This is a genomic window from Variovorax sp. 05T418 (assembly GCF_056396385.1).
In genome coordinates, this window is record NZ_JBFTLJ010000006.1 from 46,136 (window position 1) to 66,706 (window position 20,571).

A 20,571-nucleotide genomic window follows, 5' to 3' on the forward strand; every position below is an offset into this window, starting at 1 on the left:
TGTCTCCGGCGACGGATTCTCATGCATCGGCACGGCGCAAGGGCTACGGGATTGTGCCCGGTGCGGCTCAATGAAGCTGCGCCGGCTCCGCCTGCACATGCTCGCGCACGGCCTCCAGCAGCAGCGTGGCAAGGCGCGCCACCGGGGCCTCGGCCGCGGCCTGCGCGCGATAGAGCATCAGCGACATCTGCGGCAGCGCCGGCAGGCCGATGGCCGCGCGGTCGATGGCACGCACATGCGCGGGCAGGCCGAAGGGCGTGCGCACCGACAGGCCCAGCCCGGCCGAGGTGGCGGCCCACAGCGCGGCCAGGCTGGCGCTCGTGAACGCATGCCGCCACGGCGTGCCGGCGCGGTCGAGCGCGGCCACCACGATCTCGCGCAGCGGACATGGCGCATCGAGCAGCACCAGCGGCAGCGGCTCCTTCGACTTGCGCACGCTGCTGCCGCGGCGCTCTCGCTCCTTCCACCAGGCCGCGTCGAGCGCATCGGGCGACCTCGGGCCGATCCATTGCAGCGGCAGCCGCGCCACGCGCTCGCCGTGCGGCGTCATCTGCTCGCCGGTGTCCCACACCAGCGCCAGGTCGAGCTGCCGAAGTTCGAGCCGTTCGCGCAGTTCGGCGCTGCGCGCCACACAGGCCTCGATGCGCACCTTGGGATGCGCGCGCGCAAAGCGGCCGAGCACCGCGGGCAGCAGGGTTTCGCCTAAGTCTTCCTGCAGGCCGAGCCGCACCCAGCCCTGCAGGTCCGCACCGCGCATGGCGGCGCCCGCTTCCTCGTTGAGTTCGAGCATGCGGTGGGCGTAGGCCAGCAGCGTCTCGCCCGCGTCGGTGAGCTCCAGCCCGCGGCCGGCCTTGCGGAACAGCGCGGTGCCGGCCTGCGCCTCCAGCTTCTTCAATTGCGCGCTCACCGCCGATGTGGAGCGGCCCAGCCGGTCGGCCGCGCGCGCATAGCTGCCCAGCGCGATGCCAGTGGAAAAACTGCGCAGCACATCGAGATCGAACATCACCTGGGACATGGATCCACCCTTCGTTGATCGTCCTGATTTTTGGGACGATTGGCTCATTATTTTCTGATTTTCAGAATCTTTGCAACGGCGGACACTGCGCCGCAACATGATCCATTCGCCCTCCTCCCCTTCCTGTTCCCCGCGCCACCGCTGGAAGGTGCTGGCCGCCGGCGTGGCCGCCAACGCGGCGTTTTCCGTGGCCTTCAGCGGCATCCCGATGACTGCGGTGCTGATGCGCACCGGCTACCAGCTCGACAACGCCACGCTCGGCCTGGTGCTCGGCCTCATGGGCCTGGGCATCGCGGTCAGCGAGCTGCCGTGGGGACTGCTGACCGACCGCTGGGGCGACCGGCCGGTGCTGCTCACGGGTCTTGGCAGCACCGCCATCGCACTCGTGGCGATGGCGCTCTGGGCCGCGCCCAGCGCGCAGCACATCCCCGGCCTCGGCTGGCTCGGCGCCGGCCTGCTGCTGGTAGGCCTGCTGGGCGGCAGCGTCAACGGCGCGAGCGGCCGCGCGGTGATGACGTGGTTCGACGCCGGCGAGCGCGGGCTCGCGATGAGCATCCGCCAGACCGCGGTGCCGCTGGGCGGCGGCATTGGGGCGCTGGTGCTGCCGTTCGTCGCATTGCACTTCGGCTTTGCCGCGCTCTACGGCCTGCTGGCGGTGCTGTGCGCGCTGAGCGCAGCCATGAGCTGGGCCTGGGTGCACGAGCCCCCTGTTGCGCCCGACGCGCCGCGCACCAGGGCCGGTGTTGCCGAAGCCGCGGCCATGCCGAAGAAGAGCGGCCCGCTGCGCGATGCCCGCGTCTGGCGCATCGTGCTGGGCATCGGCATCCTGTGCGCGCCGCAGTTCGCGGTGCTGTCCTTCGGCACGGTGTTCCTGCACGACTTCGGCCATGCGGGCCTCGCGGCCATCACGGCCACCATGGTCTTCGTGCAGGTCGGCGCGATGGCGATGCGCGTATGGAGCGGCCGCTGGACCGACCGCCGCCGCAACCGCCCCGCCTACCTGCGCGCCTGCAGTGCGCTCAGCGTGCTGCTGTTCGCAGGGCTCGCAGTACTGGTGATGGCGGCGGGCACGCACGCGGCCGATTCAGCGGCGCTGCGCATCGCACTGGTGGGGCTGCTCGCGGCCAGCGGCGTCTGCGTATCAGCCTGGCACGGCGTGGCCTACACGGAACTGGCCACGCTGGCCGGCGCGGCCCGCGCGGGCACCGCGCTCGGCATGGCGAACACCAGCGTGTTCCTGGTGTGCTTCATCACGCCCTTCTCCATCCCGCATCTGCTCGCGCTGCAGGGCTGGCCGCTGGTGTGGCTTGCGGCCAGCGCCTGCGCATTGGTGGCGATGCCGCTGCTGGTGCCGCGGGCCGCCGCGGCCGATCAGAAGCTCGCGAAGACGGCGTTGAGCCGGTCGACGTAGGCGCGCTTGGCGGCGGCGTCGATGAAGCTGCCTTCGAAGCTGTTGGCCGCGAGCTGCCAGGCCTGCTGCACGCCGAGGCCGGTGGCCCCGAAGGTCTGCGTGAAGTTCTGGTTCATGTAGCCGCCGAAGTAGGCCGGGTCGTCCGAATTGACGGTGGCCACCAGCCCCGCGTCGAGCAGCGCGCCGAGGTTGTGCTGCGCCAGGTCGGGGAACACGCAGAGCTTGAGGTTGGAAAGCGGACACACGGTGAGCGGAATGCGGTCCTGCGCGAGCCGCTTCATCAGCGCCGGGTCCTTTGCGCTCTGCACGCCGTGGTCGACGCGCTCGACCTTGAGCACGTCGAGCGCGCTCCACACGTAGGCCGGCGGCCCCTCCTCGCCCGCATGCGCGACGAGGTGGAAGCCCAGCTCGCGGCAGCGCGCGAACACGCGCGCGAACTTCTCGGGCGGATGGCCGACCTCGCTCGAATCGAGGCCCACGCCGATGAACTTGTCGCGGAACGGCAGCGCCTGCTCCAGCGTTTCGAAGGCCTCTTCCTCGCTCAGGTGGCGCAGGAAGCACAGGATCAGCGCCGCGCTCACGCCGAGCTTCGCCTCTGCATCCGCGCATGCGCGGTGCAGGCCGTGGACGACCGTCTCCATCGGCACGCCGCGCGCGGTGTGCGTCTGCGGGTCGAAGAACATCTCGGTGCGCACCACGTTGTCGGCCGCGGCACGCTCCAGGTAGGCCCAGGCCATGTCGTAGAAGTCCTGCTCCTTCAGCAGCACGCTCGCGCCGGCGTAGTAGATGTCGAGAAAGCTCTGCAGGTTGGTGAAGGCGTAGGCGCGGCGCAGCGCTTCGACGCTGGCGTACGGCAGGGCCACGCCGTTGCGCTGCGCGAGCGCGAAGATCAGCTCGGGTTCGAGCGAGCCTTCGATGTGCATGTGCAGCTCGGCCTTGGGCATGGCGCGCAGCAGTTCGGGCAGGCGCTCGGCGGCGATCTTGCCGAAGCTCTGGTCGAAGACGGGGCGGTAGTCGGTCATGGTGGGAAAATCGGCGTTGTGATTTCCGCACAGCATAAGCGCAGCCGCCCCGTGGGAGATGCGCCAGAACGTATAGGGCCCATGCCTCTCATTTCAAAACGGCCATCGCGCAACAGGCGGAAACTTATGTCGCTCACGCTGCTGGTTTCGCTGCTGATGTCCGCGCCGGCATTCGCCGGCACCGTCGACGGGGCGCAGGCACTGGCCCGCGACCACGGCTGCCTCGCCTGCCACGGCATGCTCCGAAAGCAGGTCGGCCCCGGCTTCGCGCAGATCGCCGAGCGCTACCGCGGCGACGCGGCGGCGCCCTCCCGGCTGGCCGCAAAGATCCAGGGCGGCAGCGTAGGCACCTGGGGGCGCGTCATCATGCCCCGCCAGCCGCAGCTGAGCGATGAAGAGGCGAAGGCGCTGGCCGGGTGGGTTCTTTCGCAGCCGCCGCCATGAAGCGCGGCCGCGGTCAGCGCGTCAGTCGTTGAACGCCCGCAGCATCGCCCTGCGCAGCCATGTCTCCGCCGCGTCCTTGTCGGTCACGGCGCGCCAGGCCAGCTTGATCTGGTAGCTCGGACTCTCGAACGGCAGCGCCTCGCAGCGAAGCCCGCCCTGCGCCGACAGCGCCAGCGCCACATGCTCCGGCACCGTGGCCAGGAGCTCGGTGCCCGCGAGCACGGCCGGCAGGCTGCCGAACTGCGGCACCGAGAAGGCCACCTCGCGCTGCCGGCCGAGTTCGTTCAGTGTCTCGTCGACGGTGCCGCACAGGTCGCCCGCGTAGGTCACGAGCACGTGCCGCCGCCGGCAATAGTCGTCGAGCGTCAGTCTTGCGGCCGCGGTGTCGGCGCGCAGCAGCGCAAAGCGTGCCGTGCGGACCCTGCGTATCTTGGCACCCGCCGGCAAATCCTTCAGGAAGGTCATGACCGCGCTGACCTGCCCTTCGTCGAGATAGCGCGCGGCGTTGCGGTAGCAGACCGTCAGGGTCACCAGCCTGGCGCGGGGTGCTTCCACGCTGAGCGCGCGAAGCAGCCGCGGCAGCATCGCGATCTGCAGGTCGTCGGTGAGCCCGATGCGAAACACCGGCGCGGCGCGCGCGGGCTCGAAATCCGCCTGCGCGCGGAACGTGGCCTCGATCTGCTCGAGCGCCGGACCCAGTCCCTGCATCAGCGCCAGTGCCCGTTCGGTCGGCTCCATCACCCGCCCCTGGCGCACCAGCAGCGGATCGCCCGTGAGCTCGCGCAGCCGCGCCAGCGCGTGGCTCACGGCCGGCTGTCCCAGGTGCAGCCGCTGCGCAGCCCGGCTGACGTGCCGCTCGCGCATGAGGGCCGCCAGCACGGTGAGCAGGTTGAGGTCAATCCGGCTGAGTTCGATCGGTTTCATCCAGGCGCCTTGAAGTCATCGATTCCATGCATAGCGAATATCGTATGAATCGATTTCCTTGATGGCCCTGCGGCTTCTAGATTGATGCCTTCGGCCGCTTCATTCGGGGCTGCCGGCTTTTTTCAAGGAGATTCTTGTATGGGCAGGATGGTTCGCTTTCACCGCTTCGGCGGCGCCGATGTTCTGAAGGTCGAACAGGTTGCGACGCCAGAGCCTGGCGGCGGCGAAGTGCGCATCGCGGTGCAGGCGATCGGCCTGAATTGGGCCGACGCGCTGTGGCGCCAGAACCAGTACATCGAGGACCCGATCCTGCCGGCCGGTCTCGGCAACGAGGCCGCCGGCCTCATCGAAGCAGTGGGCGCGGGTGTCGATGGCCTGAGCGTGGGCGACCGCGTCGCGCTGCTGCCCGGAGCCAACCAGGGCTTGTATCCCACCTATGGCGAGCGCATTCTTTTTCCGGCCTCGCATGTGGTGCGCTACCCCGGCAAGCTCTCGGCCGAGCAGGCCGCCGGTGCCTACATGGCCTACCTGACGGGCTATTTCCCGATGTTCGAGATGGCCCGCCTGCAGCGCGGCCAGACGGTGCTGGTGACGGGTGCGTCATCCAGCACGGGCATTGCGGCGCTGCAGATGGCGCGCGCGGCGGGCCTCCTCGCCATCGCGACCACGCGCACGGCGGCCAAGCGCCAGGCATTGCGGGATGCTGGCGCGGCCCACGTGGTGGTGACGCAAGACGAAGACGTGGTGGAGCGCGTCCTGGCGCTGACCGGTGGCCGCGGGGCCGACCTGGTGTACGACGGCGTGGGCGGTCCGCAGCTGGAACGGCTCGGCGGCGCCGTCGCACAGCGCGGCTGGTACGTGCTGTACGGGCTCTCCGGCGGCGCGGAGTTCAGCTACCCCGTTCTTGCGCAGTTCCGCAAGAGCTGGCGGTTCCACGTCTACACGGTGCTGGAATTCACCGGCTCGGCCACCATGGGCTTGCCGCGCGACGAAGCTGCGCTGGGCCGCGCGCTGGTCTTCGTCGATGAAGGCCTGGCCAGCGGCGCTCTGCAGATGCGCATCGACCGCCGCTTTGCGTTCGACGAGGTGGTGCAGGCCCATGAGTACCTCGAACGCGCCGGACACATCGGCAAGGTCGTGCTCACGGTCTGATCGACCGGGCCGGAGAGCGCAAGCCGTCACCAGGCCGCCCCGCTGCCCTCCAGCGCACGCCGGGCGAGCAGAAAGGCCGCGGCATTCCAGCTCTGGCCCGCCATGCCCATCGGCACCAGCGTGCGGCCGTGGAACCACTCGGTGAAGCGCCAGCCGCCGAGTTGGTTCACATGCGCAAGGCGTGCGAGCTCGGGCCAGGCCATGTCGTGCAGCCCGAGCCGCGCGAGCGCCATCACCCAGAAGCCGCCCACGAATGGCCAGATGCCGCCGTTGTGGTACTGGTGCACCACGTTCTGCTGGTGGCGCGCCATGTAGGGCCGCCACAGCGCATGCTCGCGCGTCAGCGGATGCAGCACCACGCGCACCGGGTACGGCTCGCAGGCGCGCGCCGCGGCAATGGTGCGGACGATGCGGTGCGCCATCTCCGAATCGGCCAGCCCGCCCTGGATGGCCAGCACGTTGCCGAACACGTCGCCCTCGTTGCCGACGAAGGACAGGTTGACGAAGCTCAGGTACAGGCCCGGGTCGGTCCGGCCGCGGCGCGCATAGTGCCGCAGCAGCCGGGCGCGGTGGTATTCGGGCAGGTCCTGCTGGAACGGATTGAACAGGTGGTTGAAGTGGTGCTGCGTCGCCTCGGCATGGTCCAGCGCGAAGCGGCGCTTCACCTCGTACCAGAGCGCGTTGGTGTAGAGCACATAGCCCGAGCGCGGCATGATGTCGGCCCAGTCGCTGGCCTCGTTCTGCTGCAGCAGCCGGAAGTGCTGGTGCTCCTGCGCCAGCAGCCAGCCGATCGCGCGCTGCACCTCGGCGTGCCAGTGCGTGGCGCCGACCTGGCCGTGGCGGCGCACGTGGTCGACCGCGATCAGCCACCACAGCGTGGCGTCGATGCAGCCCAGGTACCAGAAGTCGGCATCCTGGCCATCGGGGTCGACGTACTTGGGAATCTGGCCGTTGGCCGCCTGCTGCGCGACCAGCGCGTCGAGGCTGGCGACGGCGCCCTGCTCCAGCGCGGGCACGCCGCTGCCGCACATGGCCATCACGCAGATGGCCGCGTCGCGCCCGAAGATGCGCGTGTAGCGCCGCGCCACGGCCGCCTCGGTGCGGGTGGCGGCCAGGATGCCGTGCGGCGCGAGGTTGCGTTCGAGCAGTTGCAGCGAAGCTTGGGAACAGTCGTCGATCAGTGCAAGGGAAGTGGCGTCAGGTGTCGTCATGGGTTCGATAGGCTTGCGGCGTGAGGCCGTGCTGCCGCGCGAAGGCGCGCTGCAGCGCGTCCACCGAGCGGAAGCCGCAGCGGCTCGCGATGCGGTCCTGCGGCCACCGCGTCTGGCGCAGCAGCTGCGCGGCGGCGGCCACGCGGACCTGTTCGACAAAGCGCGCCGGCGTGCAGCCGGTCTCGGCCGCGAAGGCGCGCGCGAAGTTTCTCGGGCTCATCTGCACGCGCTCGGCCAGGGCCTCGACCGACAGGTCGTCCTGCGGATGCGTGCCGATCCACGCCACCAGTTCGCGCAGGCGGTGGCTGGCCGAGGCCTGCGCCTGGAGCGCCTGCGTCAGCTGCGGCTGCGCCCCGCCGCGCAGCATCGGCAGCGCCAGCGTGCGGGCGATTTCCATCGACACGGCATGGCCGAGGTCGTCCTCGACCAGCGCAAGCGCAAGCTCGATGCCGGTGGTGACGCCGGCCGAGGTCCACACCGGCCCGTCGTGCACGTAGATGCGCTCGCGCTGCACCCGCACCTGCGGCCGCAGCGCCTGGAGCTGGTCGCACACGCGCCAGTGCGTGGTGGCCTCGCGGCCGTCGAGCAGGCCCGCCGCGGCCAGCGCGAAGGCGCCGCTGCACACGCTCGCCATGCGGCGCGTGCGCGGCGCCACTTGGCGTAGCCAGGCGCCGATGCGCTGCTCGAGGATGGCCGCGCGCACCGCCGGCTCGTCCCCGCCGGCGACGATCAGCGTGTCGATCGACGCGGGCAGCTGCTGCAGGCTGCAGGTGCCGGAAAAGCTCAGGCCGCCGTTCGTCGACACGGTGCCGCCGGCCGGCGATGCGATGTGCAGGCGGTAGCTGCCCGGATGCATCTGCTCGGCCTTGCTGAACACGCTGGCCGGGCCGGCGACGTCGATTACCTCGACGCCGTCGAACACCACCAGCACCACGTCGCTGGCAGAAACCGCGGTTTCTTCGTCCTTGCGGGTCAGGGTGGGCATTCGTAATCTCTGGGCATCGTCATCATCAAGTCGACAGGGGAATGGCCATGTGGAGATCGATAGGAGCGCTGATCGGTGCAAGTATTGCAGCCTTTGCGCTGGCGGGCTGCACGGGGGGCGCGCCGCCGCTGCCGCCCGCGCAGGCCGATGCGGCGCGCAGCGAGCGCGAGAAGCAGGCCTTCGTCGAGGCGCTGAAGCCGCATCGCGCCGGCCGGCCCGTGGTGGCCGTGCTCGCGCTGAACGAAGGCACCGAGATGACCGACCTGCTGCTGCCGCATGCGGTGCTCCGGCGCGCCGATGTGGCCGAGGTGCGGATCGTGGCGCCGCGCGCGGGGCGCGTGAGCCTGTATCCCGCACTCGAGGTCGACGGCGCGCAGGACTTCGCCGCATTCGACCGGCTTCATCCCGCAGGGCCCGACTACGTGATCGTGCCGGCGATGATCGCCGACGACAACCCTGAGGTGGCGGCCTGGCTCCGGCAGCAGGCGGCGCGCGGTGCCCGGGTGATCGGCGTCTGCTCGGGGGCACGCGTGGTCGGCCGCGCCGGCCTGCTCGACGGCCGGCGCTTCGCGGGCCACTGGTACGACCGCGGCACGCTGCTCGAACGCCACCCCGGCGCCAGCTACGTGCCGCACCAGCGCTACGTGGTGGACCGCGGGGTTGCCACCACCACCGGCATCACCGCCTCGGTGCCGGCCATGCTGGCGCTGGTGGAGGCGATCGGCGGGCCAGAGAAAGCCAGGGCCCTTGCAACGGAACTCGGCGTGGCTTCATGGACGCCGGTGCACGACAGTTCGCCGTTCTACCTGGACACCGGGCGCAGGGTGGATTTTCTGCTCAACAAGGCCGCGTTCTGGCGCGGCGAGCGCTGGCGCGTGGACGTGCAGGACGGCGCCGACGACATCGCCCTGGCGCTGGCCGTCGATGCGTGGACGCGCACCGGGCACATCGGCGTCGATGCCGCATCGGCCGCGGGCCCGGTCCGGCTGCGCAGCGGGCTGGTGCTGCTGGCGCAGCCACCCCGCGAAGGGACAGGGCGCCTGCCGCTCTCTTCGTCGCTGAAGCCGGTGCCGCAGCTGGACCGCACGCTGTGCGAGATCGGCGAGCGCTATGGCGCGGCGCGGCGCGACTGGGTCATGCTGGAGATGGAATACCCGGCGGCCTCGGTTGCAGCAGCCTGCGGGGGTGGGCGGCCGGCTGCATGAAGAGAAGAAGGGAAGAAGGCCGGATTCAATCGACCCGGATGTTGCGCGCCTTCACCAGCGCGCCCACGCGCCCCGTCTCGTTCTGCACGAACTTCGCGAAGGCCTCCGGCGTGGTGCCGGCGGGTTCCAGGCCAAGCTGCAGCAGCTTCTGCTTGACCTGCGGCTCGTTGACGGCAGCCTGCACCGCCTTGCCGAGCCGCTGCACGACGTCGGGCGGCGTGCCCTTGGGAAGAAACACGCCGTTCCACTCGACCACGTTGTAGCCCGGAAGGCCCGACTCGGCGAGCGTCGGCGTGTCGGGCAGGCCAGGCACGCGCTTGGCAGAACTCACGGCCAGCGCGCGCAGCTTGCCCGACTGCACGTAGCCGAGCGTCGACGCCACGTTGCCGAAGTAGGCCGACACCTGCTCGCCCATCACGTCGGTCAGCGCGGGTGCGCCGCCCTTGTAGGGCACGTGCATCAGGCTGAGCTTGGCCTGTTCGTTCAGCGCCTCGCCGGCCAGGTGCGAGCCGGTGCCGCCGCCCGCCGAGGCAAAGCTCAGCTTGCCGGGGTTCTTGCGCACGAAGTCGAGGAACTGCGCCACCGTCTGGTACGGCGCCGTGGCGGGCACGACGAGGATCTGCGGCGCGGTCGCCACCAGCGACACCGGAATGAAATCCTTCGCCGCATCGAAAGGCAGCTTGCGCAGCGACGGGTTCACCGAGAACGCCGAGGCGTCGTAGAGCACGGTGTAGCCGTCGGCGGGCGCCTTGGCCACGTTGTCCTCGCCGATCACGCCGCCCGCGCCCGGCCGGTTGTCGATGACGATCTGCTGGCCGAGCGCGATGCTCATCTGCTGTGCGACGACGCGCGCGGTGTTGTCGGCGCCGCCGCCCGCGGCATACGGCACCACCATGCGGATCGGCTTCTCGGGCCATGCGGCCCAGCCCAGCAGCGGAACGCAGGCGGCCAGTGCGGCCAGCGATTTCAGGATGCGTTTCTTCTTCGTCATTCGGTCGTCTCGGTCTTCGTCGTTTCAGGAAAGTCGTACAGCAGCGCGGGGTTGTCGACGAGCACGCGGCGGCGCTGGGCCTCGTCCGGAACCCATTGGCCCAGCAGGTCGAACAGCAGCGCGTCGTCGGGCTTGGCGGCCGCAGGCTCGGTCGGATGCGGCCAGTCGCTGCCCCACACCACGCGCTCCGGCGCCTGGCGGAACCAGGCCTGTGCAATGGCGCTCGTGTCTGCATAGCCGCCAGCGGCGCCGGCCTTCGAATCGAGGTAGGCGCCCGAGAGCTTGATCCAGGTGCGGCCGTTGTCGCGCAGCCGGCTCACCACGCCGAATGCAGGATGCGCCGTCGCATCGGCCAGCGGCAGCCGCGCAAGGTGGTCGAACACGATCGTGCAGGGCAGCCGCGCCAGCAGGGCCGCATGCCCGGCAATCTGGTCGGCGTTCCAGTGCAGCTGCACATGCCAGCCCAGCGCATGCACGCGCTGCGCGAGCGGCTCGACCATTTCGAAGCCGGTCATCGCATTGGCGGCCGTGTAGAGCGTGAAGCGGATGCCGCGAATGCCGCCCGCATGCAGGCGCTCGAGCTCGGCATCGCTCACGTCGGGCCGGACCACGGCCACGCCGCGGGTGTGCGCCGTGCCCAATGTGCGAATGGCATCTAGCGTCACGCTGTTGTCGGTGCCGTGCACGCGCGGCTGCACGACGACTGTGCGCTCGGTGCCGATGCGCTGCTGCAGCAGGCGGTAGTCGGCGGCCGTGGCGTCGTCGACCATCGCATCGGGCGAGCCGTGCAGCGCGAAGCGGCGGTCGTAGACGTGCATGTGCGCATCGCAGGCGCCCGCCGGCGCGGTGCAGGCGGGCTTGCGCGTGCCGCTGCTGTGGGGGACTTGCATGCGCGTCGTTCAGCCGGCCGCGTCCGCGGCCTTGCGCGCCGCCAGCACCGCCTGCGTATGCTGCCCCAGCGTGGGTGCCGCAAAGGGCTCCGGGCCGGGCGTGCGGCCGAACTGCACAGGCCGTGTGAAGCCGCGGTAGGAGCCGAGCGTGGGATGCGCGAAAGTCGCCACCATGTCCTCGGCCAGCACCTGCTCGTTGTCGAACATGTCCTCGACCGTGCGCGCTGCGGCGCAGGGCACCTCCTCGCCGAACAGTTCCTCCCACTCGAGCGCGCTGCGCGCGGCCAGCGCCTCGCGCAACCGCGGCACGATCTCGGCAAAATGCTGCGCGCGCTTGCGCACCGAGTCGTAGCGCTCGTCGGCCGCGAGTTCGGGCAGGCCCACCTTGTCGCACAGCGCGCGCCAGAAATGCGGCGTGTTGGCCGAGATGTAGAGATGCCCCTCGCGCGTCGGATGGATGCCGGTGATGCCGCCCGAGCGCATGTCGCGCCCCACGTCCTTGGGCTCGCCCTCGGCCCACACCATGCGCGCCGACTGCATCGTGAGCGCGGAGCGCAGCAGCGACACGCCGACGAACTGGCCCTGGCCGCTTTTCTCGCGCTCGTACAGCGCCGAGGCCACGCCCGCGGCCACCAGCGCGGCCGCGTAATAGTCGACCACCGAGCCATAGATGATCTCTGGCGGCTCGCCGCGCTTGCCCTGCAGCGCGCACATGCCGGTCATGGTCTGCAGCACCTGGTCATAGCCCGCCTTCTCGCGCAGCGGACCGGTTTCGCCATAGCCCGTGAGGCTGCAATAGATCAGGCGCGGATTGACGGCCTTCAACTGCTCGTAGGCGATGCCCAGCCGCGGCGGCACGCTGGGCCTGAAGTTGTGCACCAGCACGTCGGCCGTGCGCACCAGCGCCATCAGCGCGGCAAGGCCGTCGGGCGCCTTCAGGTCGAGCACCACGCCGAGCTTGCTGCGGTTCACGCCGATGAAGGCGCGGCTCTCGGCTTCGAGCGTCGACGGGTACTTGCGCAGGTTGTCGCCCGTGGGCGGCTCGATCTTGATGACTTCGGCCCCCTGGTCCGCCAGCAGCGAGCAGCCGTACGGGCCCGCGATGTAGGCACTGAGGTCGAGCACGCGCAGGCCGCTGAGCGGACCGGTGGGGCCGCTGCGTGCGGGCAGGCGTGCGTCGTCTTGGGGGGCGTCGAAGCTCATGGATCTTTCTTTCTTCCTCAGTCGGCGGTGATGTTCTGCTGTTTGGCGAGCTTCTTCCAGCGCTCGACGTCCTCGGCGATCACCGCGCCGAACTGCTTCGGCGTGAGCGGCGTGGCAATGGCGCCTTCGCGCAGGAAGTTGGCCGCGATCTCGGGCTTGGCCAGGATCCTGTTGACGGCGGCGTTGAGCTTGGCGACCACGTCGGCCGGCGTGCCGGCCGGTGCCAGCAGGCCCCACCAGAGTTCGAACTCGTAGCCCGGCACGGCGGTGGACATCGGGATGAGCTCGGGCGCGATCGGGCTCGGCTTCAGGCTCGTGATGCCCACGGCGCGCAGCTTGCCCGCGCGCACCATCGGCAGCAGCGAAGGGCCGCTGGAGATCAGCAGCTGCGTCTGGTTGCCGACCAGGTCGGTCACGGCCGGGCCCATGCCCTTGTAGGGGATGTGCGTGATCTGCATGTCGCCGACCTTGGCCTTGAGCAGCTCGGTGCCGAACTGGTTGACGCTGCCCGAACCCGAGGACGCATAGTTGTACTGCCCCGGCCTGGCCTTGATGGCGGCGATCAGCTCGGTGGGCGTCTTGGCGGGAAACTCGTTGTTCACCGCAACGATGAAGGGGCCCTTGGCGAACATGGCCACGGGCGCCAGCCCGTTGATCGGATCGAAGGGCAGCTTGGACTGCACGGCCGCGTTGGTCGTCATGCTCGAGGACACGGCCACCAGCGTGTAGCCGTCGGGCGCGGCCTTGGCGACCTGGCCGGTGCCGGTGTTGCCGCTCGCGCCGGGACGGTTGTCGATGATCACCGGCTGCTTGAGCTCGTCGCCCAGTTCCTTGGCCACCTGGCGCGCGAAAGTGTCGTTCGAGCCCCCCGCCGGATAGGGCACCACGATGGTGACGGGCTTGCCGGGGTAGGCCGCGGCCTGCGCGAACGCGCCGCCGCTCAACAGCAAGCCGCCGGCGAAGGCGGCCACAGCGAGCGAACGCAGGCGAAGGGGCAAGTGAGAGTGAATGTGCATCTGTCTTGTCTCCTGGTCTTGTTTGAAAAAGGCTCAGCCCGGCAGCAGGCCGAGGCTGCGCGCGCTCGCAACGATGGCGCGCGCGCGGATCACGAAAGGCATGTCGATCATCTTTCCGTCCACCACATAGGCGCCCACGCCGCCGGCGTCGGCTGCGCGGGCGGCCTCGAGCACCTTGCATGCGTGCGCGATCTCCTCGTCGGTGGGACGGAACACCTCGTTGGCGATCGCGATCTGGCTCGGGTGGATGCAGGTCTTGCCGAGGAAGCCGAGGTTGCGCGCGAGCATGGCTTCGGCGCGGAATCCGTCGGCGTCGCGGATGTCCGCGAACGCGCCGTCGTAGGCATAGACGCCCGCCTCGCCCGCCGCCATGCGCACCGCGAACATCGCCTGCTGGATCGCGGCCGGCTCGCGCCGCGCAATGCCCAGCGGCTCGAACAGGTCGCCCAGGCCCAGCTGCAGGCCCGCCACGCGCGGATGCGCGAGCGCAAGCTCGGCGGCGGTGCGCAAGGCCGCGGGCGCCTCGATGTTCAGCAGCAGGCCGATCGGCGTGGCCACGCCATTGGTGCGCTCGGCGCGTTCGATCGCCTCGACCGCGCTGCGCACATGGGCCGCGCTCTCGGGCTTCGGGATGTTGATCAGGTGCACGCCGGGCTGGGCCACGGCCACAACGTCCTCCGCGAAGTGCGGCGTGTCCATCGCGTTGACGCGAACGATCACCGTCTTGCCCGACGCGGCCGTGCCGCCGCCTTGCAGCAGCAGCTGCCGCACGGCGTCGCGCGCCTCGCCCTTGCGCGGCTCGGACACCGCGTCTTCCAGGTCGAAACAGACGCCGTCCGCTGCGCTGCCCAGCGCCTTGGCGAACAGCTCGGGGCGCGTGCCGGGAACGAAGAGTTTGCTTCTCATGCGCCGCAGTGTGTGCGGTTCACGAGGTCGAAAAAACACAGGCTCCCTATGATCAGATGATAGAAAATCTATCGTTCATGGAAACAGCCTATCTGCAAAGCTTTCTTCTGGTGGTGGAGTCGGGCTCCATGTCGGAAGCCGCGCGCCGCCTCGACCTGACGCCCGCGGCCGTGGCGCAGCAGATCCGCACGCTGGAGCGCGAACTCGGCGCGCCGCTGCTGGCGCGCGCCGGCCGCACGGTGCAGCCCACCGAGGCCGGGCACCAGCTGGTGCAGCGGGCCCGCAACCTGCTGCGCGAGGTGAACGACATCAAGGCGCTGCTCGGCAGCGACGCGGCCGGCGGCGAGTTGCTGGTCGGCACCATCAACACGGCCATCCACAGCCTGCTGCCGGACATCCTTGCGCGCTTCGTGAAGACGCATCCGGGCGTCAAGGTGTTCCTGCAGTCGGGCACCACGGCCACGCTCTACAAGGCAGTGCAGCAGGGCGATCTCGATGCGGCCGTGTGCCTCTATCCACCGTATGTGCTTGCCAAGACTTTCGACTGGTCGCTGCTGCGCGAGGAGCCGCTGGTGCTGCTGGCGCCCAGCCGCCTCGCGCGGCGCGATCCGCACGAGCTGCTGCGCACCTCGCCGCTGATCCGCTACGACCGCAACCTGGGCGGCGGCAAGCAGGCCGACCGCTACCTGCGCGCCGCGGGCATCGTGCCGCAGGAGCGCTTCGAACTCAGCTCGCTGCTGGCCATTGCCATGATGGTCGACCGCGGCCTGGGCGTCTCGCTGGTGCCCGACATCGCCTCGCCGCTGCTCGACCGCCAGCGCGTGGCGAAGATCGCGCTGCCGCTGCCTTCGGAGCCGCGGCGCTTCGGCGTCCTGTGGCAGCGCGCATCGCCGCGCCTGCGGTTGATCCAGGGCTTTGTCGACAGCGCGCGGAGGGTGGCCGAAGTGAAGCCGCGCGGCACGGCCCACAAATGAAAAGGGCCGCCCGCAGGCGACCCTTTCATGCAAAGCGCGCGCAGCGCTTTACTTCTTGTCCCCGCCCGGCACCTTGCCTTCCACGCCCTTGACGTAGAAGTTCACGCCCGACAGGAACTTGTCGTCGGCCACCGCATCCTTGGCGACCACTTCCTTGCCGTCCTGGCCCAGGATCGGGCCCTTCCAGATCGCGAAGCTGCCGTCCTTCAGGCCCTTCTTCACTTCCTCGACCTTGGCCTTGGTTTCGGCCGGCACGTCCTCGGCGATCGAGACGAGGTCGATGGCGCCTTCCTTCACGCCCCACCAGGCCTGGCCCGTGGCCCACTTGCCGTCGAGTGCGTCCTGCGTGGCCTTGATGTAGTACGGCGCCCAGTTGATGGTGGCCGAGGCCAGGTGGGCCTTGGGGCCGTAGGCGGTCATGTCCGAATCCCAGCCGAAGGCGCGCTTGCCCTTTTCCTGCGCGGTCTTGAGCACGGCCGGCGAGTCGGTGTTCTGGAACAGCACGTCGGCGCCGCCGTTGATGAGGGCGGTGGCGGCTTCGGTTTCCTTGGGTGGGCTGAACCATTCGTTCACCCACACCACCTTGGTCGTGATCTTCGGGTTGACCGACTGCGCGCCCAGCGTGAAGCTGTTGATGTTGCGCAGCACCTCGGGAATCGGCACCGAGCCGACCACGCCGAGCGTGTTGCTCTTGGTCATGGCGCCGGCAATGACGCCGGCCATGTAGGCGCCTTCGTAGGTGCGGCTGTCGTAGGTGCGCATGTTCTCGGCGGTCTTGTAGCCGGTGGCATGCTCGAACTTCACGTCCTTGCTGTCGGCGGCCACCTTGAGCATCGGCTCCATGTAGCCGAAGGTGGTGCCGAAGATCAGTTTGTTGCCTTGGCCGACCATGTCGCGGAACACGCGCTCGGCGTCGGCGCCCTCGGGCACGCTCTCGACGAAGGTGGTCTTGATCTTGTCGCCGAATTCCTTCTCGAGCGCCTTGCGGCCGTTGTCGTGCGCGAAGGTCCAGCCGCCGTCGCCCACCGGGCCGATGTATGCGAATGCGATGTTGAGCGGCGCTGCCGGTGCCGGAGCGGCGGCAGCGGGTGCCGGCGCCGGTGCGGGGGTCGCAGCCGGTGCAGCCGCTTCCTCTTTCTTGCCGCAGCCGATCAGGGCCGCCGAAGCGACCGCCGTGAGGGCGGCCAGCTTGAGCAGGGAGCGCTTGTTCAGATCATTCATTGTCGGAAATCCTCAAAAAGGACAGGTTGGCGGAAATCGAGAAGCGAGATTATGAGCCGGGGTAGAACGGTTTTCCGATCGAAGCGGGCATGTTGATGCGGATGAAGGCCGGGTTGCGCGAGATCAGCGCCAGCACCACGATGGGCGCGATGTACTGCAGCATGCTGAGGAACTGCGGCGGCACGTCGACGCCGCTGCTCTGCAGGTGGAAGCCCAGCATCGAGACGCCGCCGAACAGGTAGGCGCCCAGCAACACGCGGATCGGCCGCCAGGTGGCGAAGGTGGTGAGCGCCAGCGCGATCCAGCCGCGGCCCGCGACCATGCCCTCGACCCAGAGTGGCGTATAGACGGTGGAGAGGTACGCCCCCGCCAGGCCGCAGAGTGCGCCGCCCGCGATCACCGCCATGAAGCGGATGCGCCGCACCGGATAGCCGAGCGCATGCGCCGACTCGGGCGACTCGCCCACCGAGCGCAGCACGAGCCCGGCGCGGGTGCGGTAGAGAAACCAGATGAGGCCGAAGGTCAGGACGACCGCGAAATACACCATGGGGTGGTGGCGGAAAAGCGCGGGGCCGACGAGCGGAATGTCGCCGAGCACCGGCACGGCGTAAGACACGCTTTCGGGCAGCTTGGCCTGCACGAAGTTGATGCCCACGAAGGCCGAGAAGCCGACGCCGAACAGGCTGAGCGCGAGGCCGGTGGCGTACTGGTTGGTGTTGAGCCAGATCACCAGCACGCCGAAGAAGCCGGCGAGCAGTGCACCAGCCGCCATGCCGGCCAGGAAGCCGAGCCAGGGGTTATGGGTGATGACGACCGTCGCAAAGCCGGCGATGGCGGCGCAGAGCATCATGCCCTCGGCGCCGAGGTTGACGATGCCGGCTTTCTCGTTGATCAGGAGGCCCAGTGCGGCGATCGCGAGCACGGTGCCGGCGCTCAGCGTGGAGCCTAGGAGGAGTGCGTAGCTGTCCATGTCAGTGGCTTCCCCGTGCGTTTCGTTGTTCGGCTGTTTTCGGGCGCTCTTGTTCAGGGCGCGTGCCCAGGCCACCGGGTACTCCCCTCCGCGAATGTCCCCCGGCTTCGCCTCCTCCTCGATTTCGCTGCGGGGAGCACCCGATGCCCTGTGCACGAGGGCACGCTCGTGGTGTACCGCTGATCAACGACCGCTCTGAATCACGCTTCCGCCGATGGGGTGCCTTGCGCAGCGAAATAAAGGAGGAGGCCGCAGACCGGGGGACATTCGCGGAGCAAGGTACCCCGTCGGCGGGAGCGCGCCCTGAATGCCGAACGGCGCGGCGCACAGAAAAGCAAGGCTTCATGCTAGAGCGCTCCTTCGTTCGATCGCGCAACGGGCGCAGTCAACGGCGTGCTGACCTGGAGCGAACTCGTCGAGAGAGTGGTGGCCTTGGCAGCGGCCTTGCGGCGGATGCGGTAGGCGATGAGCGTGTCGCAGGCCAGCAGCGTGAAGAGCAGCAAACCCTGGAACACACCGGTCAGCGACTTGGGCAGGCCCAGGCGCGACTGCGCGAGCTCGCCGCCGATGTAGAACATGCTCATGAGGATGGCCGAGAACACCATGCCCACCGGATGCAGCCGGCCGACGAAGGCCACGATGATCGCCGCGAAGCCGTAGCCCGCCGGCACGTAGGGCGTGAGCTGGCCGAGCGGGCCGGCGACTTCGAGCGCACCGGCCAGGCCCGCCGCGCCGCCCGAAGTCAGCAGCGCGATCCAGATGGCACGCCGCGCCGAGAAGCCCGCATAGCGCGCGGCCGCGGGTGCGAGCCCGCCGACCTGCTGCGCAAAGCCCGCGCGCGTGCGGAACAGGAACACCCAGAGCGCGCCCACGCCCAGCAGCGCGATGATCAGCCCGATGCTCACGCGCGAGCCCTTGAAGAGCCGCGGGATCTGCGTCACGGCCTCGAAGGTCTTCGATTGCGGAAAGTTGTAGCCCTGCGGATCCTTCCAGGGGCCGAACACCATGTAGCCCAGCAGCAGCGTGGCCACGTACACCAGCATCAGGCTCACGAGGATCTCGTTGGCGTTGAACCGGTCGCGCAGGAAGGCCACGATGCCGGCCCACACCATGCCGCCGACCGTGCCCGCGACCAGGATGGCCACCACGATCCACGAGCCCGTGGTCTTGTCGGCCATCAGCGCGACGCCGCCCGCGGCAATGGCGCCGAACACGAACTGGCCCTCGGCGCCGATGTTCCAGACGTTGGAGCGAAAGCACACCGCCAGCCCGAGCGCGATGATGAGCAGCGGCGTCGCCTTGATCGTGAGCTCGCCGATCGCGTAGCCGCTCTTGATCGGCTCGTAGAAGAACACCAGCAGGCCCTTGACCGGGTCCTTGCCGAGCGCGGCGAACAGCGCCACGCCGATCAGCACGGTGATCAGCAGCGCGAGGATCGGCGAGGCAAAGGTCCAGAAGCGCGACAGCTCCGGGCGCGGTTCGAGCTTAAGCATGGGTCGCCTCCTTGATGTTGTTGTTCTTTTTCTTCTCCCAGAGGCCGCTCATCCATTCGCCGATCTGCGGCAGCGTGGCGGCCGCGCGGTCGACGGAAGGCGACAGCCGGCCCTTGGCGATCACGTGCAGCCGGTCGCTGATGTCGAACAGCTCGTCGAGCTCTTCGCTCACCACCAGCACCGCGCAGCCGGCGTCGCGCAGCGCAAGGATCTCGCCGCGGATCAGCGCGGCCGCGCCCACGTCCACGCCCCAGGTCGGCTGCGACACGATGAAGAGCTTGGGGTTGGCGTCGATCTCGCGGCCGACGATGTATTTCTGCAGGTTGCCGCCCGAGAGCGATCGCGCCGCGGCATTCGGCCCGCCGGCCTTGACGTTGAAGCGCTCGATGATGGCCTTTGCATGCTTTTCGAGCGCCCCGGTGCGGATCCAGCCGCCCTTGCCCACCGCATTGCCGCGCGTGAGCAGCAGGTTGTGCGCAAGGCCGAGCGTGGGCACGGCGCCGCGGCCCAGCCGCTCCTCGGGCACGAAGTGCAGGCCCATCGCGCGCCGCGCACGCGGCCGCAGCCGGCCGGCCGGCTTGCCGAACACCTGCACCATGGCGGACTCGGCGCGCACGTCCTCGCCCGAGAGCGTGTAGAGCAGTTCCTTCTGCCCGTTGCCGGACACGCCCGCAATGCCGACCACCTCGCCGGCGCGCACCTCGAACGAGATGCCGTCGAGATCGACGCCGAACTGGTCCTCGCGCGCGAGCGTGAGCCCGTTCACGCGCAGCGCCACCGCGCCCGCATGCACCGGCCGGTGCTGCAGCGGCGGCGGCTCGCTGCCGATCATCAGCCGCGAGAGCGATTCGTTGCTTTCGTCCTGCGGATTGCACACGCCCGTGACCTTGCCGCCGCGCAGCACCGTGCAGGCCGTGCACAGCTCGCGGATCTCGTGCAGCTTGTGGCTGATGTAGAGGATGCTGCAGCCCTCCGACGCCAGCTTGTTGAGCACGCCGAAGAGCTTGATGACCGCCTGCGGCGTGAGCACCGAGGTCGGTTCGTCGAGGATCAGCAGCTTGGGGTTGGTGAGCAGCGCGCGGATGATCTCCACCCGCTGCATCTCGCCCACCGACAGCGTGTGCACCGGCCGCGAGGGATCGATGTCCAGGCCGTATTCGCTGGCCTTGGCCGTGATGCTGCGCGCCACCTCGGCCAGCTGCAGCGACTTGTCCAGGCCCAGCCACACGTTCTCGGCCACGGTCAGCGTGTCGAACAGGCTGAAGTGCTGGAACACCATGCTGATGCCCAGCGCCCTCGCCTGCTGCGGGTTGCGCAGGCTCACGGCCTGGCCGTCGAAGACCACCGTGCCTTCGTCGGGCTTGACCGAGCCGTAGATGATCTTCATCAGCGTCGATTTGCCGGCGCCGTTCTCGCCGAGCACGGCATGGATCTCGCCGGGCGCCACGGCCAGCGAGATGTCGCTGTTCGCCACCACCGCGGGGTAGCGCTTGGTGATGTTCGCGAGCTGGAGTCTGGGGGTTGTCATGCCGGGTTCG

At 69.4% G+C, this 20,571-nt stretch carries 19 protein-coding genes; 5 read left to right on the forward strand and 14 right to left on the reverse strand.

Annotation, left to right across the window (positions count from 1 at the left end):
- Window positions 1-67: 67 nt before the first annotated feature.
- Window positions 68-1,015, reverse strand: a complete 948-nt coding sequence (locus AC1DMS_RS14025; protein ID WP_418145864.1) for a LysR substrate-binding domain-containing protein — start codon at window positions 1,013-1,015, stop codon at window positions 68-70.
- Between the two features lie 97 nt (window positions 1,016-1,112).
- Here AC1DMS_RS14025 and AC1DMS_RS14030 point away from each other — a divergent pair, with 97 nt between their 5' ends.
- Window positions 1,113-2,426: an MFS transporter gene (locus tag AC1DMS_RS14030; protein WP_478181223.1), complete on the forward strand. Its 1,314-nt coding sequence runs from the start codon at window positions 1,113-1,115 to the stop codon at window positions 2,424-2,426.
- Here the strand turns inward: AC1DMS_RS14030 and AC1DMS_RS14035 are convergent.
- Entirely contained in the window at window positions 2,387-3,448 is a 1,062-nt protein-coding gene (locus AC1DMS_RS14035; RefSeq protein ID WP_436300576.1) for an adenosine deaminase, read from the reverse strand. The genes AC1DMS_RS14030 and AC1DMS_RS14035 overlap by 40 nt on opposite strands.
- A gap of 126 nt (window positions 3,449-3,574) precedes the next feature.
- Here AC1DMS_RS14035 and AC1DMS_RS14040 point away from each other — a divergent pair, with 126 nt between their 5' ends.
- Window positions 3,575-3,892 carry a c-type cytochrome gene (locus tag AC1DMS_RS14040; RefSeq protein WP_478181224.1) on the forward strand — a complete coding sequence of 106 codons (318 nt, stop codon included), beginning with the start codon at window positions 3,575-3,577 and terminating at the stop codon, window positions 3,890-3,892.
- 21 nt (window positions 3,893-3,913) lie between these two features.
- Here AC1DMS_RS14040 and AC1DMS_RS14045 read toward each other — a convergent pair whose 3' ends face one another.
- On the reverse strand, window positions 3,914-4,816 hold the full coding sequence (locus tag AC1DMS_RS14045; RefSeq protein WP_478181225.1) for a LysR family transcriptional regulator: 903 nt from the start codon (window positions 4,814-4,816) through the stop codon (window positions 3,914-3,916).
- A 138-nt stretch (window positions 4,817-4,954) separates the two neighbouring features.
- Between AC1DMS_RS14045 and AC1DMS_RS14050 the strand changes: the two genes are divergently transcribed.
- On the forward strand, window positions 4,955-5,968 hold the full coding sequence (locus tag AC1DMS_RS14050; RefSeq protein ID WP_478181226.1) for a zinc-dependent alcohol dehydrogenase family protein: 1,014 nt from the start codon (window positions 4,955-4,957) through the stop codon (window positions 5,966-5,968).
- Window positions 5,969-5,994: 26 nt separating this feature from the next.
- On the opposite strand, the gene AC1DMS_RS14055 is transcribed toward AC1DMS_RS14050, so the two are convergent.
- On the reverse strand, window positions 5,995-7,179 hold the full coding sequence (locus AC1DMS_RS14055) for an amylo-alpha-1,6-glucosidase (RefSeq protein ID WP_478181227.1): 1,185 nt from the start codon (window positions 7,177-7,179) through the stop codon (window positions 5,995-5,997).
- Window positions 7,166-8,164, reverse strand: a complete 999-nt coding sequence (locus AC1DMS_RS14060; RefSeq protein WP_478181228.1) for a GlxA family transcriptional regulator — start codon at window positions 8,162-8,164, stop codon at window positions 7,166-7,168. Before AC1DMS_RS14060 ends, AC1DMS_RS14055 begins: the two co-directional genes overlap by 14 nt.
- Window positions 8,165-8,211: 47 nt before the next feature.
- Between AC1DMS_RS14060 and AC1DMS_RS14065 the strand changes: the two genes are divergently transcribed.
- Complete coding sequence (locus tag AC1DMS_RS14065; protein ID WP_478181229.1) at window positions 8,212-9,369, forward strand: DJ-1/PfpI family protein; 1,158 nt, start codon at window positions 8,212-8,214, stop codon at window positions 9,367-9,369.
- A gap of 25 nt (window positions 9,370-9,394) precedes the next feature.
- Here AC1DMS_RS14065 and AC1DMS_RS14070 read toward each other — a convergent pair whose 3' ends face one another.
- Genes AC1DMS_RS14070 through AC1DMS_RS14090 form a run of 5 tightly spaced genes read right to left on the reverse strand, consistent with a single transcriptional unit; the run spans window position 9,395 to window position 14,375 of the window.
- The gene (locus AC1DMS_RS14070) at window positions 9,395-10,360 is read right to left on the reverse strand and encodes a Bug family tripartite tricarboxylate transporter substrate binding protein (RefSeq protein ID WP_478181230.1); all 966 of its coding nucleotides are present in this window, start codon (window positions 10,358-10,360) and stop codon (window positions 9,395-9,397) included.
- Window positions 10,357-11,250, reverse strand: coding sequence for an amidohydrolase family protein (locus AC1DMS_RS14075; protein WP_478181231.1), 894 nt, complete (start codon window positions 11,248-11,250; stop codon window positions 10,357-10,359). The genes AC1DMS_RS14070 and AC1DMS_RS14075 overlap by 4 nt, the downstream gene beginning before the upstream one ends.
- A gap of 9 nt (window positions 11,251-11,259) precedes the next feature.
- Window positions 11,260-12,453: a CaiB/BaiF CoA transferase family protein gene (locus AC1DMS_RS14080; RefSeq protein ID WP_478181232.1), complete on the reverse strand. Its 1,194-nt coding sequence runs from the start codon at window positions 12,451-12,453 to the stop codon at window positions 11,260-11,262.
- A gap of 17 nt (window positions 12,454-12,470) precedes the next feature.
- Window positions 12,471-13,469: a tripartite tricarboxylate transporter substrate binding protein gene (locus tag AC1DMS_RS14085; protein WP_418145876.1), complete on the reverse strand. Its 999-nt coding sequence runs from the start codon at window positions 13,467-13,469 to the stop codon at window positions 12,471-12,473.
- 33 nt (window positions 13,470-13,502) lie between these two features.
- Entirely contained in the window at window positions 13,503-14,375 is an 873-nt protein-coding gene (locus tag AC1DMS_RS14090; protein WP_478181233.1) for an HpcH/HpaI aldolase/citrate lyase family protein, read from the reverse strand.
- A 77-nt stretch (window positions 14,376-14,452) separates the two neighbouring features.
- On the opposite strand from AC1DMS_RS14090, the gene AC1DMS_RS14095 reads away from it, so the two are divergent.
- Window positions 14,453-15,349, forward strand: a complete 897-nt coding sequence (locus AC1DMS_RS14095; RefSeq protein ID WP_478181234.1) for a LysR family transcriptional regulator — start codon at window positions 14,453-14,455, stop codon at window positions 15,347-15,349.
- Window positions 15,350-15,397: 48 nt separating this feature from the next.
- On the opposite strand, the gene AC1DMS_RS14100 is transcribed toward AC1DMS_RS14095, so the two are convergent.
- The 4 genes from AC1DMS_RS14100 to AC1DMS_RS14115 all read right to left on the reverse strand — a co-directional run bounded on the left by AC1DMS_RS14100 (window position 15,398) and on the right by AC1DMS_RS14115 (window position 20,561).
- Window positions 15,398-16,570, reverse strand: a complete 1,173-nt coding sequence (locus AC1DMS_RS14100) for a BMP family ABC transporter substrate-binding protein (protein WP_018905366.1) — start codon at window positions 16,568-16,570, stop codon at window positions 15,398-15,400.
- A gap of 49 nt (window positions 16,571-16,619) precedes the next feature.
- Window positions 16,620-17,540, reverse strand: a complete 921-nt coding sequence (locus AC1DMS_RS14105) for an ABC transporter permease (protein WP_478181235.1) — start codon at window positions 17,538-17,540, stop codon at window positions 16,620-16,622.
- Between the two features lie 347 nt (window positions 17,541-17,887).
- Window positions 17,888-19,033, reverse strand: coding sequence for an ABC transporter permease (locus AC1DMS_RS14110; protein WP_319438988.1), 1,146 nt, complete (start codon window positions 19,031-19,033; stop codon window positions 17,888-17,890).
- Window positions 19,026-20,561 carry an ABC transporter ATP-binding protein gene (locus tag AC1DMS_RS14115; RefSeq protein ID WP_062365911.1) on the reverse strand — a complete coding sequence of 512 codons (1,536 nt, stop codon included), beginning with the start codon at window positions 20,559-20,561 and terminating at the stop codon, window positions 19,026-19,028. Before AC1DMS_RS14115 ends, AC1DMS_RS14110 begins: the two co-directional genes overlap by 8 nt.
- Between the last annotated feature and the right edge of the window lie 10 nt (window positions 20,562-20,571).